This is a genomic window from Arthrobacter globiformis (genome assembly GCF_030818015.1).
Lineage (GTDB): Bacteria > Actinomycetota > Actinomycetes > Actinomycetales > Micrococcaceae > Arthrobacter > Arthrobacter globiformis_C.
Map to the genome: position 1 here is coordinate 3402484 of NZ_JAUSZX010000001.1, position 13318 is coordinate 3415801.

Annotated in this window: 14 protein-coding genes; 1 reads left to right on the forward strand and 13 read right to left on the reverse strand. The window is 64.8% G+C overall.

Translation table 11 applies throughout. The annotated features are described in order from the left end of the window. Positions 1 to 64: 64 nt before the first annotated feature. The 7 genes from QFZ23_RS15935 to QFZ23_RS15965 form a co-directional block, all read right to left on the reverse strand. Positions 65 to 892, reverse strand: a complete 828-nt coding sequence (locus tag QFZ23_RS15935) for a F0F1 ATP synthase subunit delta (RefSeq protein WP_306924363.1) — start codon at positions 890 to 892, stop codon at positions 65 to 67. Then, positions 892 to 1449 carry a F0F1 ATP synthase subunit B gene (locus QFZ23_RS15940; RefSeq protein WP_306924365.1) on the reverse strand — a complete coding sequence of 186 codons (558 nt, stop codon included), beginning with the start codon at positions 1447 to 1449 and terminating at the stop codon, positions 892 to 894. Before QFZ23_RS15940 ends, QFZ23_RS15935 begins: the two co-directional genes overlap by 1 nt. 53 nt (positions 1450 to 1502) lie before the next feature. Beyond that, the gene (gene atpE / locus QFZ23_RS15945) at positions 1503 to 1721 is read right to left on the reverse strand and encodes an ATP synthase F0 subunit C (RefSeq protein WP_003804776.1); all 219 of its coding nucleotides are present in this window, start codon (positions 1719 to 1721) and stop codon (positions 1503 to 1505) included. 78 nt (positions 1722 to 1799) lie between these two features. Then, the gene (gene atpB / locus QFZ23_RS15950) at positions 1800 to 2600 is read right to left on the reverse strand and encodes a F0F1 ATP synthase subunit A (protein ID WP_306924367.1); all 801 of its coding nucleotides are present in this window, start codon (positions 2598 to 2600) and stop codon (positions 1800 to 1802) included. A gap of 81 nt (positions 2601 to 2681) precedes the next feature. Then, positions 2682 to 3020 (reverse strand): AtpZ/AtpI family protein, encoded by a 339-nt coding sequence (locus QFZ23_RS15955; RefSeq protein ID WP_306924369.1) that lies wholly within the window; start codon positions 3018 to 3020, stop codon positions 2682 to 2684. Further along, complete coding sequence (locus QFZ23_RS15960) at positions 3013 to 3498, reverse strand: hypothetical protein (protein ID WP_306924371.1); 486 nt, start codon at positions 3496 to 3498, stop codon at positions 3013 to 3015. The genes QFZ23_RS15955 and QFZ23_RS15960 overlap by 8 nt, the downstream gene beginning before the upstream one ends. A 91-nt stretch (positions 3499 to 3589) precedes the next feature. Continuing rightward, the gene (locus QFZ23_RS15965; RefSeq protein WP_306924373.1) at positions 3590 to 4717 is read right to left on the reverse strand and encodes an MraY family glycosyltransferase; all 1128 of its coding nucleotides are present in this window, start codon (positions 4715 to 4717) and stop codon (positions 3590 to 3592) included. A gap of 367 nt (positions 4718 to 5084) precedes the next feature. Here QFZ23_RS15965 and QFZ23_RS15970 point away from each other — a divergent pair, with 367 nt between their 5' ends. Then, positions 5085 to 5981 (forward strand): glycosyltransferase, encoded by an 897-nt coding sequence (locus tag QFZ23_RS15970; RefSeq protein WP_306924374.1) that lies wholly within the window; start codon positions 5085 to 5087, stop codon positions 5979 to 5981. Positions 5982 to 6031: 50 nt separating this feature from the next. Here the strand turns inward: QFZ23_RS15970 and QFZ23_RS15975 are convergent, their stop codons facing one another. The 6 genes from QFZ23_RS15975 to thrB all read right to left on the reverse strand — a co-directional run bounded on the left by QFZ23_RS15975 (position 6032) and on the right by thrB (position 13307). Further along, on the reverse strand, positions 6032 to 6802 hold the full coding sequence (locus QFZ23_RS15975) for a WecB/TagA/CpsF family glycosyltransferase (RefSeq protein WP_306924375.1): 771 nt from the start codon (positions 6800 to 6802) through the stop codon (positions 6032 to 6034). After that, positions 6799 to 7608, reverse strand: a complete 810-nt coding sequence (locus QFZ23_RS15980) for an L-threonylcarbamoyladenylate synthase (protein WP_306924376.1) — start codon at positions 7606 to 7608, stop codon at positions 6799 to 6801. The genes QFZ23_RS15975 and QFZ23_RS15980 overlap by 4 nt, the downstream gene beginning before the upstream one ends. A 15-nt stretch (positions 7609 to 7623) precedes the next feature. Then, positions 7624 to 8523, reverse strand: a complete 900-nt coding sequence (gene prmC / locus QFZ23_RS15985; protein WP_306924377.1) for a peptide chain release factor N(5)-glutamine methyltransferase — start codon at positions 8521 to 8523, stop codon at positions 7624 to 7626. Positions 8524 to 8538: 15 nt separating this feature from the next. Further along, positions 8539 to 9612 (reverse strand): peptide chain release factor 1, encoded by a 1074-nt coding sequence (gene prfA, locus QFZ23_RS15990; protein WP_306924378.1) that lies wholly within the window; start codon positions 9610 to 9612, stop codon positions 8539 to 8541. Between the two features lie 108 nt (positions 9613 to 9720). Then, positions 9721 to 11895: a transcription termination factor Rho gene (gene rho, locus QFZ23_RS15995; protein ID WP_306924379.1), complete on the reverse strand. Its 2175-nt coding sequence runs from the start codon at positions 11893 to 11895 to the stop codon at positions 9721 to 9723. A gap of 446 nt (positions 11896 to 12341) precedes the next feature. After that, positions 12342 to 13307, reverse strand: coding sequence for a homoserine kinase (thrB, locus tag QFZ23_RS16000; protein ID WP_306924380.1), 966 nt, complete (start codon positions 13305 to 13307; stop codon positions 12342 to 12344). Positions 13308 to 13318: the final 11 nt, after the last annotated feature.

A 13318-nucleotide genomic window follows, 5' to 3' on the forward strand; every position in this document is an offset into this window, starting at 1 on the left:
GTATTCGTGATCATCGTTGCTCACGATGACCGGGGTTTCTATCAGTTTTGTTGTGCTTGTCCGGCTAGCCGGCCAGCTGGCGCTGAAGGTCGTTCAGGCGGGTGAGGACCGAAGCGTCAAGCACTTCGTCCCCCACCTGGACACGGATGCCGCCGATCAGCGTGGGGTCAACGTTGAAGTTGACCTTCAGCTCGCGCCCGTAGAGGGAGTTCAGTCCCGTCTTCAGGCGGTTCTCCTGCGTCCCCGTGAGGGGACGCGTGACGCTGACCGTCGCAATCCAGCGCTGCTGGCGCTTGGCGGCGAGCTCGGCGAAACGGGTTACGAGCCTGGTTGCCTTGATGCCACGTGGTTGCGTCACCGCCTGTCCAATGAGGACCTTGGCTTCCTCACTTGCGGAAGGAACGAGCCTTTCGGCCAGTGTGATCTTTGCTGCAGCGCTGGCCTGCGGTTCAGACAGGGCACGCTGCACCTCGTGGCTGGCAGCCACGGCCTGGTTGAAGGAGAAAAGATCGTTCTCCAGTTCTTCCAGACCGGTAATACCGGAGGCAGAAACGGCCGACTTGTTTTCAGCAACGGCGATGACCACCGTTGCGGCAAGCGTCTCGAGTGCATCGCCGATGTCCCGCGCCGATGCCCAGCGTGAGCTGGCCAGACCGGCTGCGATGTCCACGGCTTCGGCGGAAGCCTTTCCGCCAAAGAGCTGCTTGATCAACCCCGACTTTTCCTCACCGCTGCGGGAGGGGTCGGTCAGGGCGCGGCGCAAGCCAGCCGAGCTGTCCACCGCTGCCAGGATCCCGAAAAGTTCCTTTGCCAACTGCAGCGATGCAAACGGAAGCTTTGGCTCCAGCTCGGTCAGCGCCTTGGTCAGCGATTCGCTCGATACACCTGCCATTACTTAGCTACACCTGCGTTCTGGGACTCCAGATCGGCCAGGAAGCGGTCAACAACCCGTGCCGCGCGTGCGTCGTCCTCGAGGGTCTCCCCAACGATGCGGCCCGCAAGCGTGGTGGCAAGAGTGCCCACCTCTGAACGCAGCGACACAACTGCCGCCTGGCGCTCGGATTCGATCTGCACGTGTGCCTGGGCGGTGATCCGCGCAGACTCGGCTGCAGCCTTCTCCTTCAGTTCCGCCAGGATCTGAGCGCCTTCGGCACGTGCTTCCTCGCGGATGCGGTTGGCCTCGGCACGGGCATCAGTGAGCTGCTGCTTGTACTCTTCGAGTGCGGCAGAAGCCTCAGCCTGTGCCTTCTCAGCCTTGGCGATGCCCCCCTCGATGGCCTCGGCACGCTCTGCGAACGTCTTCTCGAACATCGGGACAACGAACTTGACCACGATGAAAAAGAGGACAGCAAAGCCGGCGAGGACGACGCCCATTTCCCAGGGATTGGGAACGAGCGGGTTAGCCGCCTCGGCGCCTTCAGTGGCGGCTGAGATGATCAGCTGATTCATGTTTCACCCGTCCTTATCTACTCGGTTCTGAATGTTCGCTTAGTTCTGAAGGTTTACTTGAGAACGAAAGCGAAGACCAGGCCCAGGATGGCGAGGGCTTCAGTCAGCGCAAGGCCGAGGAATGCGATCGGCTGCAGGACGCGCTGAGCTTCCGGCTGACGTGCCACACCGTTGATGTAGGCGGCGAACACGAGACCCACACCGATACCACCGCCGATGGCCGAGAGACCGTAGCCGATGAGGTTGAGGGAGCCGTTGATGGAGCCTTCCATTTTTCTTCCTTTCAAGATGCCATGTGTATGGCAGGTTGTTTGGGTTGCTTCATCCCCGCGAGGGGAAGTTTGAGGTGCCTAGTGGCTGTCGGCGTGGAGTGCGCCTTCGATGTAGATCGCGGTCAGCAGTGTGAACACGTACGCCTGCAGCGCCATGATCAGCGCTTCCAGCATGTACATGGCAATCGCACCGGCGAGAACCAGGACCGAGGTGCCCTTGAGGAGGACGTTCTCCTGCAGGACGAGGTATTCGATGCCGGAACCGGCAATCATGACGATCAGGTGGCCGGCGAGCATCGTGGCGAACAGACGGAGGCTGTGCGTGACCGGGCGGACCAGGAAGTTGGAGATGATTTCGATCGGAATGACGATCGGCAGGATGTAGACCGGGACACCGGAGGGAACGGTGGCGAGCTTGAAGTAACGCAAGCCGTTCTTCTTGATGCCGATGCCGATCCAGGTGACGTACACGATGGCAGCCAGCACGTAGGCGCCGCCGACGTGTGAGAAGCTCGGGAGCTGGATCAGCGGGATTGCGCCGTAGATGTTGTTCACCAGGATGAAGAAGAACAGGCTGAACAGCAGCGGGACGTACTTGATGAAGTCCCTGCCGCCGATGATGTCCTTGGCGATGCTGTTGCGGACGAAGCCGTAGGCGGCTTCACCTGCGAACTGCAGCTTGCCGGGAACGAGCTGCTGCTTCCGCGCAGCGAGCACAAAGAATGTGGCGATAATGACGACGGACAGGATAACCAGCAGCATCTGCTTGGAGAATCCGTCTGCCGCACCCCACGGCAGGATTGCCGGCAGGTGCATTTCTTCAATTCCGGGAGGTGTGAACTCTCCTGAATTTTGGGCCGGGAGCGCAAGCGCGATCAACGCGTTTCCTCTCTGCAGTGTCCATCGTTGGGCGTTGGTCGGGTTCCGGCGCGCGTCATGCTTGCCCTCCCCCTCGTGAAATTATTTGGCATTACTGTTCCCGTCCTCGGACGGGCCGCTGGCTGCACTGTTCCCGCCAGTTGAGTTCCTTGAACTGGTGAGGCCGTGCATATGGGACAGATAGAACCCTCCCGCAGCTCCAAGCAGAGCGCCTACGAGCACAATCCAGCGGGTTCCCCACAGATAATCCAGTCCCCACCCTATCAAACTCCAGACGATGATTCCGCCAATTATGTAGCTAAAGACGGCCATTCCAGCGTTGTAACCGCCGTCGGAATTCTCGCCGGGTACAGCGGCAGGACCGGGCGTCGGTTCGGGTGTCCCAGGCTCGTTTTTCTCGGCGTGGTTGCGCTTAGTCATCGGAGCTTCCCTTGTCCGGTTCGGGGTCGTTGAAGATCTGCAACCGGGCTTTGCTGAAGCCGTAGATCTCGGCCGCCTGCCATGTGACCACGGCCACGACGGCGCCAATAACGAACCAGCGGCCGTGTAGCCAGCCGGGAGCACCGACGGCGAACAGCACCACGGCAAAACCGATGACCTTGACGAAGTAAGTCGCCACGAACAGGCCCACGGCACCCGAGGGGTTGTTGCGCCCCACGAAGTGTCCGATCAACAGGCTGATCGCGAAGAACAGGACCACCAACAGGCCGCCGAGGCTGCTGGACACAACACCGGTCCAGCCATTCAGCAGGGCAGCCACCACGCCGGTCAGGATTAGGGCTCCACCGGCGACTGCAGAACTGAGTCCAAGCAGACCGAGCCAGAGCGACCGCGTGGGCCCGGAGACGCCAACGGGTCCTTTGCCGGACGCAGGTCCGGGCTCGGCGTTGGAGGTCATGCGAACCCAATCTTCGGGGCAGGGTGGAGTGGTGCAGGAAAGACCCGCACCTGAATTCTACACGAGATAGAAATTTTCCGAAAAGCGCGTATTACTCCGGCGCCTGTCCCACTCCGGTGTTCTCGCCGCGGCGGCTCAGATACGGCCAGGCCGTGACCAGACCCATGATCAGCGTGGCGGCGACCATTGCTGCGAGCACAACCTGCCACGGGTAGACGGCAAAGGCCAGACCGCCGAAGGACAGCACTGCCGCCCACAAATACAGCAGCATGACCGCGGTGCGGTGGGAATAACCGATGTCCATGAGTTTGTGGTGCAGATGCCCGCGGTCGGCGGACCACGGCGAACGGCCGACGGCGGTGCGCCGCACCACCGCGAGGCACAGGTCCAGGAGCGGCAGGAACAGCACGGCAAACGGCAGCAGGATGGGGATGATTGTGGGGATACCGTTGACGCGGTCATAAAGCCCCGAGGTGATCTGACCGGTCGAGACCACACCGGCTGACGCCATCAGCAGGCCTATCAGCATCGCGCCGGAATCGCCCATGAAGATCTTTGAGGGAAACCAGTTGTGTGGCAGGAAGCCCAGGCAACTGCCAACGAGGACTGCCGTCAGCAGCGTGGCGAGGTCCGAACGGTCCAGGATCGGCGCGTTCCGGTGGACCCAGTAGGCGGTGAGGAAGAATGCGGACCCGCCGATGATTGCTACCCCGGCCGCCAGACCGTCCAGCCCATCGATGAAGTTGAACGCGTTCATCGTGACGACGATGAGGCCTGTGGTGAGGACGATGTTGATCGGGTCCGAGTCGAAGCGGATCGGTTCCGGTATGAACGGGATGATGGTCATGCGCACGCCCCAGACGGCCACCACGAGCGCGGCTAAAGCCTGCCCGATCAGCTTGACCCACCAGCGGAGGTCCAGGAGGTCGTCCGCCACTCCCACCAGCACGATCACGGCGGCACCCGCCAGCACACCCCACGGAGCACCGTTGTTCCGGAAGATGTCCTTGACGAAGAACGACTGGCTTGCCACGGCCAGCGCCGCCAGCACGCCGGCGAAGATCCCCAGCCCGCCGAGCCGCGAGACCGGGCTGGAATGCATATCCCGGCTGCGGATGGGCGCGAACAGCTCCAGCCGGTTGCCGATCAGCCGTGCACCCCACGTTGCCGCGTAGGAGACGAACGCCGCCGTCAGCATCATGGACAGGTACATGATCATGGCGCGGCCACCGTTCCCGTGGCACTGTGCATGCTGCCGGCAGAGTGCTTGCCGCCGGACCAGTACTCGCTGCTGACGCAACGCAAGACGCTGCCGCGGTGCAGGCTGGAATGCTGCAGGTTATACGGATGCGGATTCGGGGTCAGGCCGGGCGGACCATGCGGGCTCGTTGGGTGTGGATCTGACGTGCAATAAATGAAACTTCTCCGTCGCCATGCGCACAGACAGGCAGTGCATAGTGCCTGACGGGGCTGTATTACAGTGGACTCTAGTCAAGATACTAACGCCAACGGGTACATCGCTTCGCGTCACACGGCCTTACGCCGGCGGGAAACTTGCCGACGGCTGTGCTGAAAGGATCCCCGCAATGCCAGTGTCGGTCGCAGTTGCCGCCGTGACGTTTGACCGTCCCCATGAGCTCGCCGTCCTGCTGAAAGCCATCAATGGGCAGACGGCCCCGGTGTCCACAATCTGCCTCGTTGACAGTGGCACGGTGCCTGCAAAGGACGTCGCCGCCCAGCATGCAAATGTGGACTACATCCGTTCGGAAGCCAACCTTGGCGGCGCCGGCGGCTTCTCCCTTGCAGCGCTCAAGGCCGTGGCCAGCGGCGCGGACTGGGTCTGGATGATGGACGACGACGCCGAGCCGGCGGATGCCGAGTGCCTGGCCACGCTGATCCGGGAAGCGGAAGCGCGGGACCTGGAGGCTGTTGTGCCCCTGGTGGTGGCTCCGGGGCATCCCGACCAGCTCTCCTTCTTCTTCCGGCTGGACGGCAAGGTCTCGCATGACCGGGCCGCGCTCGAGAAAGTGGGGTTCCTGCCGAACGACGGCCACTTCTTCAACGGCGCGCTCATCCGCTCCGATGTCTTCTTCAAGGTGGGGTTGCCGGACATGCGCCTCTTCATCCGCGGCGACGAGGTGGACTTCACCATCCGGCTGCGCAAGGCGGGCATCCGCTTCGGCACCGTCACCACGGCTGCGATCATGCACCCGCACGCGTTTTCCGAAACGAAGCACGTGTTTGGAGCCCGCTGGCACGTCATCGTCCCGGAGGGCGCCTTCAAGCGCTACTACTACTACCGCAATCGCGGCTACCTGATTCGCCGCCATTTCCGCGTGAAATCCCTGGTGGCCGATGTGGGCGGCTACCTCGGCTATTTCCTCCGCAGGGGCGATCTGCACGGGCTCGCGGACTGGTTCCGGGCGTTCTCCACGGGGCTCCGCGGCAAGGGATTTGGCCCGCTGAAGGACCAGAAGTTCTAGCGTAGGCGGGGCGCGCGGCCTGTTTTGCCCGGCCTGTCAGCCCTGTTCTGTCAGCTCTGGCCGCGCAGCCGGCGCCGCACCAGCAGTCCCAGCAGGACCCACGGCTCGCCAAACACCCGGTACGCCACGCGGCGCGGATGCAGCAGCAGGCGCCAGGCCCACTCCAGGCCAAGCCGGCCAAGCCAGCGGGGCGCCAGCTTCTGGATGCCGGCGATCTGCTCGATGGCTCCCCCGACGGCGCAATAGACCGCCGGTGGCAGCGACGGCAGGCGGCGCCACAGCACCTCTTCCTGCAACGGCATGCCAAGGCCGATCAGCACCAGCTGCGGCTGGACTTCGGCCAGCCACGCCGCGGCCTTCTCTTCCAAATCCGGGTCCCAGCCCTCCCCCGGCATTCCGGAGACAGTGGCGCCCGGCACGATGTCCTGCAGCTTCGCCACGGCCTTGGCGTTGGCAGTCGCGCCCGCCCCAAGGACCGCGATGCTGTGGAGCCCGTCCAGCTGGCCCAGCGCGGGAATCCAGTCCGTTGAACCAAGCCGATAGTCCATGACAGGCCGTGTGTCCAGGCCCGTCCTTTCCCGGCTCCTCCCCCACAGCCAGAGGACCGGTGCACCGTCGAGAAGGACAACGTCGCTGTTCTCGTAAAACTTCCTGAACTCGGGTTCGGAGTGGAAAAGCGTCACGCTGTGGAGATTGTGTCCGACGACGGTCCTGGTGGTGCCGTCAGCGACGAATCCGTTGAGGACTGCGGTGAGTCCGTCGACGTCCAAGGGCGTGGCGTCCACTCCGAGGACCGGTATCGGTTGCCTCTGCAGCGTCATTCGGCGCTTGCGGGCTTTTCGCCGGCGTCGGGCTGATCAGCAGCTTCCGCAGCACCCTCGGGCGCAGCTGCCCCTGCTGCAGCGGCTGTCGGCGCCGCGGTGACCTCGGCCTCGTCTTTGGCGACCTCAGCCTCATCCGCCGCGTTGCCGTTGATGTCGAGAACTCCGGGAACCACCTCGCGCAGCCGCTCGATGCTGATGGCCCCCTCACGGACCACGCGCAGCGGCAACGATGTGGCATCCACGATGGTGGACGGCCGGGCGTCGGTTCCCTCGACCGGCCGGAAGCCGCCTTCAAGGTAGACCTCCACGGACTCCGCGAGCTGGGACCGTGCTTCAAAGGCTGTCTGTGCCGGAGCCTGGCCGGTCCGGTTTGCCGAGGACACGGCGAGGGGTCCGGTAACCGTCAGCAGGTCGATCGCCACCTCATCGTCCGGGATGCGAAGGGCGACGGTGCCCTTGGTCTCGCCCAGGTCCCAGTCCAGGGACGGCTGTGCGTGGAAGATAAGGGTCAGCCCGCCGGGCCAGAAGGCTTCGGCCAGGTCGCGGGCATCCGGGTACACGTCGGTGGCCAGCCCGTCGAGCGCATTCAGGCGCGGAATCAGGACGGGCGGTGGCATGTTCCGGCCGCGGCCCTTGGAGACCAGCAGCATGGTGACGGCCTGCGGGGAAAAGGCATCGGCAGCGATTCCGTAGACGGTGTCCGTGGGAAGGACAACGCACTTCTTCTCGAGGATCGCCCGCCGTGCGTGGGCGATTCCGGCGGTCCGCTCGTCGTCGGCCGTGCAGTTGTACGTAGTGGTCACTGCCTCATTCTTTCATTACTCCGCGGGCGGGAAAGCAAGGACGGCGCTGGTGGCGCGTTCCTTGCCGTTAAGGTCAAAATGCGTGGTGACGTCGGTCCAAAGCCCCGTCCGCTTCAGCATCGTCGATATCCAGCCGGCCTGCACTTCGGCGTGTTCCATCACGAAGTAGCCGCCGGGAACCAGGAGCCGTGCCGCCGAGGCGGCGGCCGCCGTCGGAAGTTCCATGCCGTCCGCTCCGCCGCCATAGAGCGCCTCCGGAGGGTCGTGGAGCGCCACTTCCGGTTCATTGGGGATGGCTTCGGCGGGGATGTACGGCGGATTGGACACCACGACGTCGAACGTTCCGTTCCGTTCCGGCATCGCGTTCCGCAGGTCCCCCAGCAGCAGGGTGACCCCCAGCGGCCGGAGATTCTTCGCCGCCCAGGCGTGCGCGAATTCACTGAACTCCACCGCGAACACCTCGGCCTCTGGCACCTCGTGCGCGACTGATCCGGCGATGGCACCGGAGCCGGTGCCAAGATCCACCACTTTGGGGCGGACCACGCCGGCACGTTCCAGTACGTGCAGCCGGTCGATGACCAGCTGCACCACGGACTCGGTTTCCGGGCGGGGAATGAAGACGCCGGGCCCAACCGCGAGCTGCAGGTAGCGGAAGTGCGCAACTCCGGTGATGTGCTGGAGCGGAATCCGGGCGGCGCGTTCGGCAACAAGTTCGGCGTAGCCTGCCGGGGCTGGCGCATCACCGAGCATCATGGCCCGCAGCCGGGCCAGGCCCACGCCCAGCAAATGGTCGGCCAGCAACTCGGCGTCCACCCGGGGGCTGGGCACGCCGGCCTCGGTCAGGCGCTCCGTCGCCTCGCGGACCGCAGCAGCCAGGGACTGGGCAGGCGGCTCCGAAGTGTGCTCGGATGTCATGTGATCCCGGGGCTCCTAGTCGCCGATGGCGTCCAGCCGCGCCTGCTCGTCCATCTCGATGGCGGACTGGATGACCGGCTCGAGGTCGCCGTTCATGACCTGGTCAAGGTTGTACGCCTTGTAACCCGTGCGGTGGTCGGCGATCCGGTTTTCCGGGTAGTTGTACGTGCGGATCCGCTCGGACCGGTCCATGGTGCGGATCTGGGACTTCCGCTGAGCCGAGTTCTCGGCGTCGATCTGTTCCTGCTGGTGCGCCAGGATCCGGGCGCGGAGGACGCGCATGCCGGCTTCACGGTTCTGCAGCTGGGACTTCTCGTTCTGCATGGCCACGACGATTCCGGTGGGGAGGTGCGTGATGCGGACGGCGGAGTCGGTGGTGTTGACGGACTGGCCGCCGGGGCCCGAGGACCGGTACACGTCGATTTTGAGGTCGTTCTGGTTGATCTCAAGCTCTTCGGGCTCATCCACCTCGGGCAGGACAAGAACGCCCGCGGCCGACGTGTGGATGCGGCCCTGCGATTCGGTCACGGGCACGCGCTGGACACGGTGCACGCCGCCCTCGAACTTGAGCCGGGCGTAGACGCCTTCGGCGGGATCGTTGGAGCTTCCCTTGACGGCCACCTGGACGTCCTTGTAGCCGCCGAGGTCGGATTCCGTGGCGGAGATGATCTCGGTCTTCCAGCCCCGTGACTCGGCGTAGCGGGTGTACATGCGCAGCAGGTCGCCGGCGAACAGGGCAGCCTCGTCGCCGCCTTCACCGCCCTTGACCTCAAGGATCACGTTGCGTGCATCGTCCGGGTCCCGGGGAATCAGCAGCCGGCGAAGCTTCGCGGCAGTCGTCTCAAGGGCGGCCTCGAGTTCGGGCACCTCAGCAGCGAACTCGGGGTCCTCGGCAGCCATTTCCTTGGCGGCAGCAAGGTCATCCTGGATTCCGTGCCACTTGTGGTAGGCCTCCACAATGCCGTTGAGCTGCGCAGACCGCCGCCCCAGCTTGCGCGCCAGCCGCTGGTCAGCATAAACAGCCGGATCCCCAAGCTGCGCCTGGATAGCATCATGCTCATCAAGCAGGCCCTGTACGGACTCAAACATTTTCAAAACCTCTTTCGACTCTTACAAGTCTAGATTCACGGGACTTAACGACGAACCGCCCAAAATATGCCGGCCATCAGGCCGGCATATTTTGAGCGGTGAGCGCAGCTACTTGTCGTTATCCGACTTCGCACCAAGCGTCGTCTTCTGAACCTGCATGAGGAACTCGACGTTGCTCTGGGTCTCGCGGATCTTGTTGGTCAGGAGTTCCAGGCTCTGCTGGGTCTCAAGGCCGGAGAGAACGCGGCGCAGCTTCCACATGATCTTGACCTCTTCGGCCGAGAGCAGGTTTTCTTCGCGGCGCGTGCCGGAGGCGTTGACGTCCACGGCGGGGAAGATGCGCTTGTCAGCCAGCTGGCGGGACAGGCGGAGCTCCATGTTGCCGGTGCCCTTGAACTCTTCGAAGATAACCTCGTCCATCTTGGATCCGGTCTCCACAAGGGCCGTTGCCAGGATGGTCAGCGAGCCGCCGTTTTCGATGTTGCGGGCGGCACCGAAGAACCGCTTGGGCGGGTACAGTGCAGCGGAGTCCACACCACCGGACAGGATGCGGCCGGAGGCCGGCGCTGCCAGGTTGTAGGCACGGCCCAGGCGGGTCATCGAGTCCAGGAGCACCACGACGTCCATGCCCATTTCCACGAGGCGCTTGGCGCGTTCGATGGAGAGTTCGGCCACGGTGGTGTGGTCGTCTGCGGGACGGTCGAAGGTGGAGGCAATGACCTCGCCCTTGACGGTGCGCTGCATGTCCGTGACTTCTTCGGGACGTTCGTCAACCAGCACCATCATGAGGTGGACCTCAGGGTTGTTGGTGGTGATCGCGTTGGCGATGGACTGCAGGATGAGCGTCTTGCCGGCCTTGGGCGGGGAGACGATCAGGCCACGCTGGCCCTTGCCGATCGGGGCGACCAGGTCGATGACGCGGGGGCCGATCTTCTTGGGGTCGGTCTCGAGGCGCAGGCGCTCGGACGGGTACAGCGGAACGAGCTTGGCGAACTCCACGCGGTCCTTGAGGTCCTCGGCGGTCTTGCCGTTCACCGAGGTGACGCGGACCAGCGCGTTGAACTTCTGGCGGGCGGACTGCTGGCCGCGGTCTTCGCCGTCTCGCGGTGCGCGGATGGCGCCAACAACGGCGTCGCCCTTGCGCAGGTTGTACTTCTTGACCTGTGCCAGGGACACATAGACATCGTTCGGGCCCGGGAGGTAACCGGAGGTGCGGATGAACGCGTAGTTTTCGAGGACATCCAGGATGCCGGCAACCGGCAGCAGCACGTCGTCGTCAGTGACCTCGACGTCGTCGACGTCGGGCCCCTGGCTGCGTCCCCGGCGGCGGTCGTTGCGGTCGCGGAACCGTTCGTTGCGGCTGCCGTCACGGCTGTCCGAGCGCTCGTTGCGGTCGTTCCGGTCGCGGCGGTTCCGCCGGTTGCGGCGGCTGCCGCCGTCGTCGTCGGCGTCGCGGTTGTCGTCACGGCGGTTGTCGTCACGGCGGTTGTCGTCACGGCGGTTGTCGCGTCCGCCAGCTTCGCCTGCGTCACGGGCACCGCGGCCGCGGGCATCCCGGCGTTCGCGCTGTCCGGCTTCGCCTTCGGGTGCCTGCTCGCGGGCCTCGGCACCGCGTATTTCAGTACCGCGCGTTTCAGTACCACGTGTTTCGGTGCCACGGGCCTCAGGGGCAGCTTCGGCGGGAGCAGCGGCTGCCTCGGCGGGAGCCGCTGCGGCTGCTTCGCCACGGCGGCGGTTGCGGGTGCGCGGCTGGCGGCGCTCTCCGCCTTCTGCCTCGGTGGAAGCTGCAGCTTCGGCGGCCGGCGCGGCGGCGGGTGCCTCGGCGGCGGCCGGTGCTTCCGCGGCCGGAGCAGCTGCCGGAGCCTCGGCGGCCGTTTCCGCCGGTGCTGCAATAATGCCGTCGCTCACTGCCCGGCGGCTGCGGCCGCGGCCGCGTGCACGGGTTTCCTGCGCCGGAGCCTCGCCTGCTTCTGCAGCCGGGGCTGCTGCGGCGGTTTCGGGGGCGGGGGCGGCAGGGCTGGTTCCAGCAGCCTTGGCCGCGGTCCGCGTCGGTGCCTTGGTGGCGGTGGCGGACGTGCCTGCACGGTGCGCGGAAATGGCCGTCACCAGGTCACCCTTACGCATGCGGGATCCGCCGGAGATACCGAGCTGGCTGGCGAGAGCCTGCAGCTGGGCGAGCTTCAGGCCGGCAAGGCCGCTGCTCTTGGCGGGCGCTTCCGTCAACGATCCGGAAGCAGAAGATGGTGTGTCCACAGCTGGCGACAGCTCAGTGGTTTCGGTCACGAAGGATCCTTCCCCCTCGACGGCGTCCAGACTGTGAGCTGGACGCGATGATTGGATCTGGGCTGCAGTTCAGATCTGCAGCCGGGATGTCGGCCTTGCCGGTTGGAGTTCGGCCAGCAGGGCCGGATACTGATCACCTTCAAACGCTCCGCATAGCTGGCGGGGCGGCGGACTGGCGGTTCAGGGAACAGAAACACATCTGTAGGTTCCTGGCCAGGCCAAGCAGGTGGCACCGGAAAATATTGCGCAATAAGAGATCGAAGCAGCAGCAGCAGATCGAAGCAGATTCTGACCCGATGACCGATCACGGCCATTCTCGGAGTCGTTGGCTGCACGGTCTCTTGGCTGCAGGGCCCTCTCGACTGCAGAGTCGCCGTCTGGCTGCATCAATGAATGATGTGATGATTCAGTGAATGCGGTGGTGACTGCGGAGACTGCATGCGGTGTTACCGCCGGTGCACTCCCACTTTAGCACCTTCGACGTCGACTGCCAGCTTCATCACACGCCAGTTGATGTCCGGCGTGTTTGCCTCCGCAAACGCGGCGATGAATTCCATAATGGTTGCGGCCTCTGTCTCGCTGTTGGCCAGGACCAGAACCGTGGGTCCTGCTCCGGAGACAACGGCAGCGTGGCCGGCTCCGCGCAGGGCCTTGATCAGGCCGGCACTGGGCCGCATGGCCTCCGCGCGGTAGCTCTGGTGCAGGAAGTCCTCGGTGCTGGCGAGCAGGAATTCAGGCTTCTGCGTGAGGGCATGGATCAGAAGCGCTGCGCGGCCGGAGTTCATCGCGGCCGCGTGGTGGCCAATGGACGCAGGGAGCAAGGCGCGCGCGGCCTCGGTGGAGAGCTCGTAGTCCGGAACTGCCACGATGGGGATGACGGCAGCGTCTACCGTGGCGCACGTGCTGCTGTACTGGTCACTGTCCTGCCACGACAGCGCCAGTCCGCCGTAGATCGCGGGAGCGACATTGTCCGGGTGCCCTTCCATCTCGCTGGTCAGCTGCAGGATCCAGTTCCGGTCCTGCTGCACCCCCGCCGGCAGCAGCGCGTTGGCCGCAGTCACGGCTGCCACGACTGCGGACGCCGACGAGCCCAGGCCACGGCCGTGCGGAACAACATTTTCCGCCGTGATTTTCAGGCCGGTGTGGCGGTAGCCCAGCCGTCCGAAGGCGGCATGCATGGCCCGGACCACCAGGTGGCTGGCGTCCCGCGGAAGGGAATCCGCACCCTCACCGCTGAGCTCGAAGACCAGCTCGCCGCTGTCCAGGCTCTCCACGGTAAGGGTGTCGTGCAGCGTGAGTGCCAGCCCCAGGCTGTCATAGCCGGGACCAAGGTTGGCGCTGGTGGCCGGGACCCGGACCGTCACCTGCTGCCCGGCCTGGATGGCGGGCAGCTGGGCGGTCTGCGGCAGCATGGTTTCCACTG

What these genes read in the sequence shown, in the direction of transcription:
- QFZ23_RS15940 (WP_306924365.1), bottom strand. Translation starts at nt 1,449, where the DNA reads ATGAATCAGCTGATCATCTCAGCCGCCACTGAAGGCGCCGAGGCGGCT.
- QFZ23_RS15935 (WP_306924363.1), bottom strand. Translation starts at nt 892, where the DNA reads ATGGCAGGTGTATCGAGCGAATCGCTGACCAAGGCGCTGACCGAGCTG.
- QFZ23_RS15970 (WP_306924374.1), top strand. Translation starts at nt 5,085, where the DNA reads ATGCCAGTGTCGGTCGCAGTTGCCGCCGTGACGTTTGACCGTCCCCAT.
- prmC (WP_306924377.1), bottom strand. Translation starts at nt 8,523, where the DNA reads ATGACATCCGAGCACACTTCGGAGCCGCCTGCCCAGTCCCTGGCTGCT.
- QFZ23_RS15960 (WP_306924371.1), bottom strand. Translation starts at nt 3,498, where the DNA reads ATGACCTCCAACGCCGAGCCCGGACCTGCGTCCGGCAAAGGACCCGTT.
- QFZ23_RS15955 (WP_306924369.1), bottom strand. Translation starts at nt 3,020, where the DNA reads ATGACTAAGCGCAACCACGCCGAGAAAAACGAGCCTGGGACACCCGAA.
- prfA (WP_306924378.1), bottom strand. Translation starts at nt 9,612, where the DNA reads ATGTTTGAGTCCGTACAGGGCCTGCTTGATGAGCATGATGCTATCCAG.
- thrB (WP_306924380.1), bottom strand. Translation starts at nt 13,307, where the DNA reads ATGCTGCCGCAGACCGCCCAGCTGCCCGCCATCCAGGCCGGGCAGCAG.
- QFZ23_RS15965 (WP_306924373.1), bottom strand. Translation starts at nt 4,717, where the DNA reads ATGATCATGTACCTGTCCATGATGCTGACGGCGGCGTTCGTCTCCTAC.
- atpE (WP_003804776.1), bottom strand. Translation starts at nt 1,721, where the DNA reads ATGGAAGGCTCCATCAACGGCTCCCTCAACCTCATCGGCTACGGTCTC.
- QFZ23_RS15975 (WP_306924375.1), bottom strand. Translation starts at nt 6,802, where the DNA reads ATGACGCTGCAGAGGCAACCGATACCGGTCCTCGGAGTGGACGCCACG.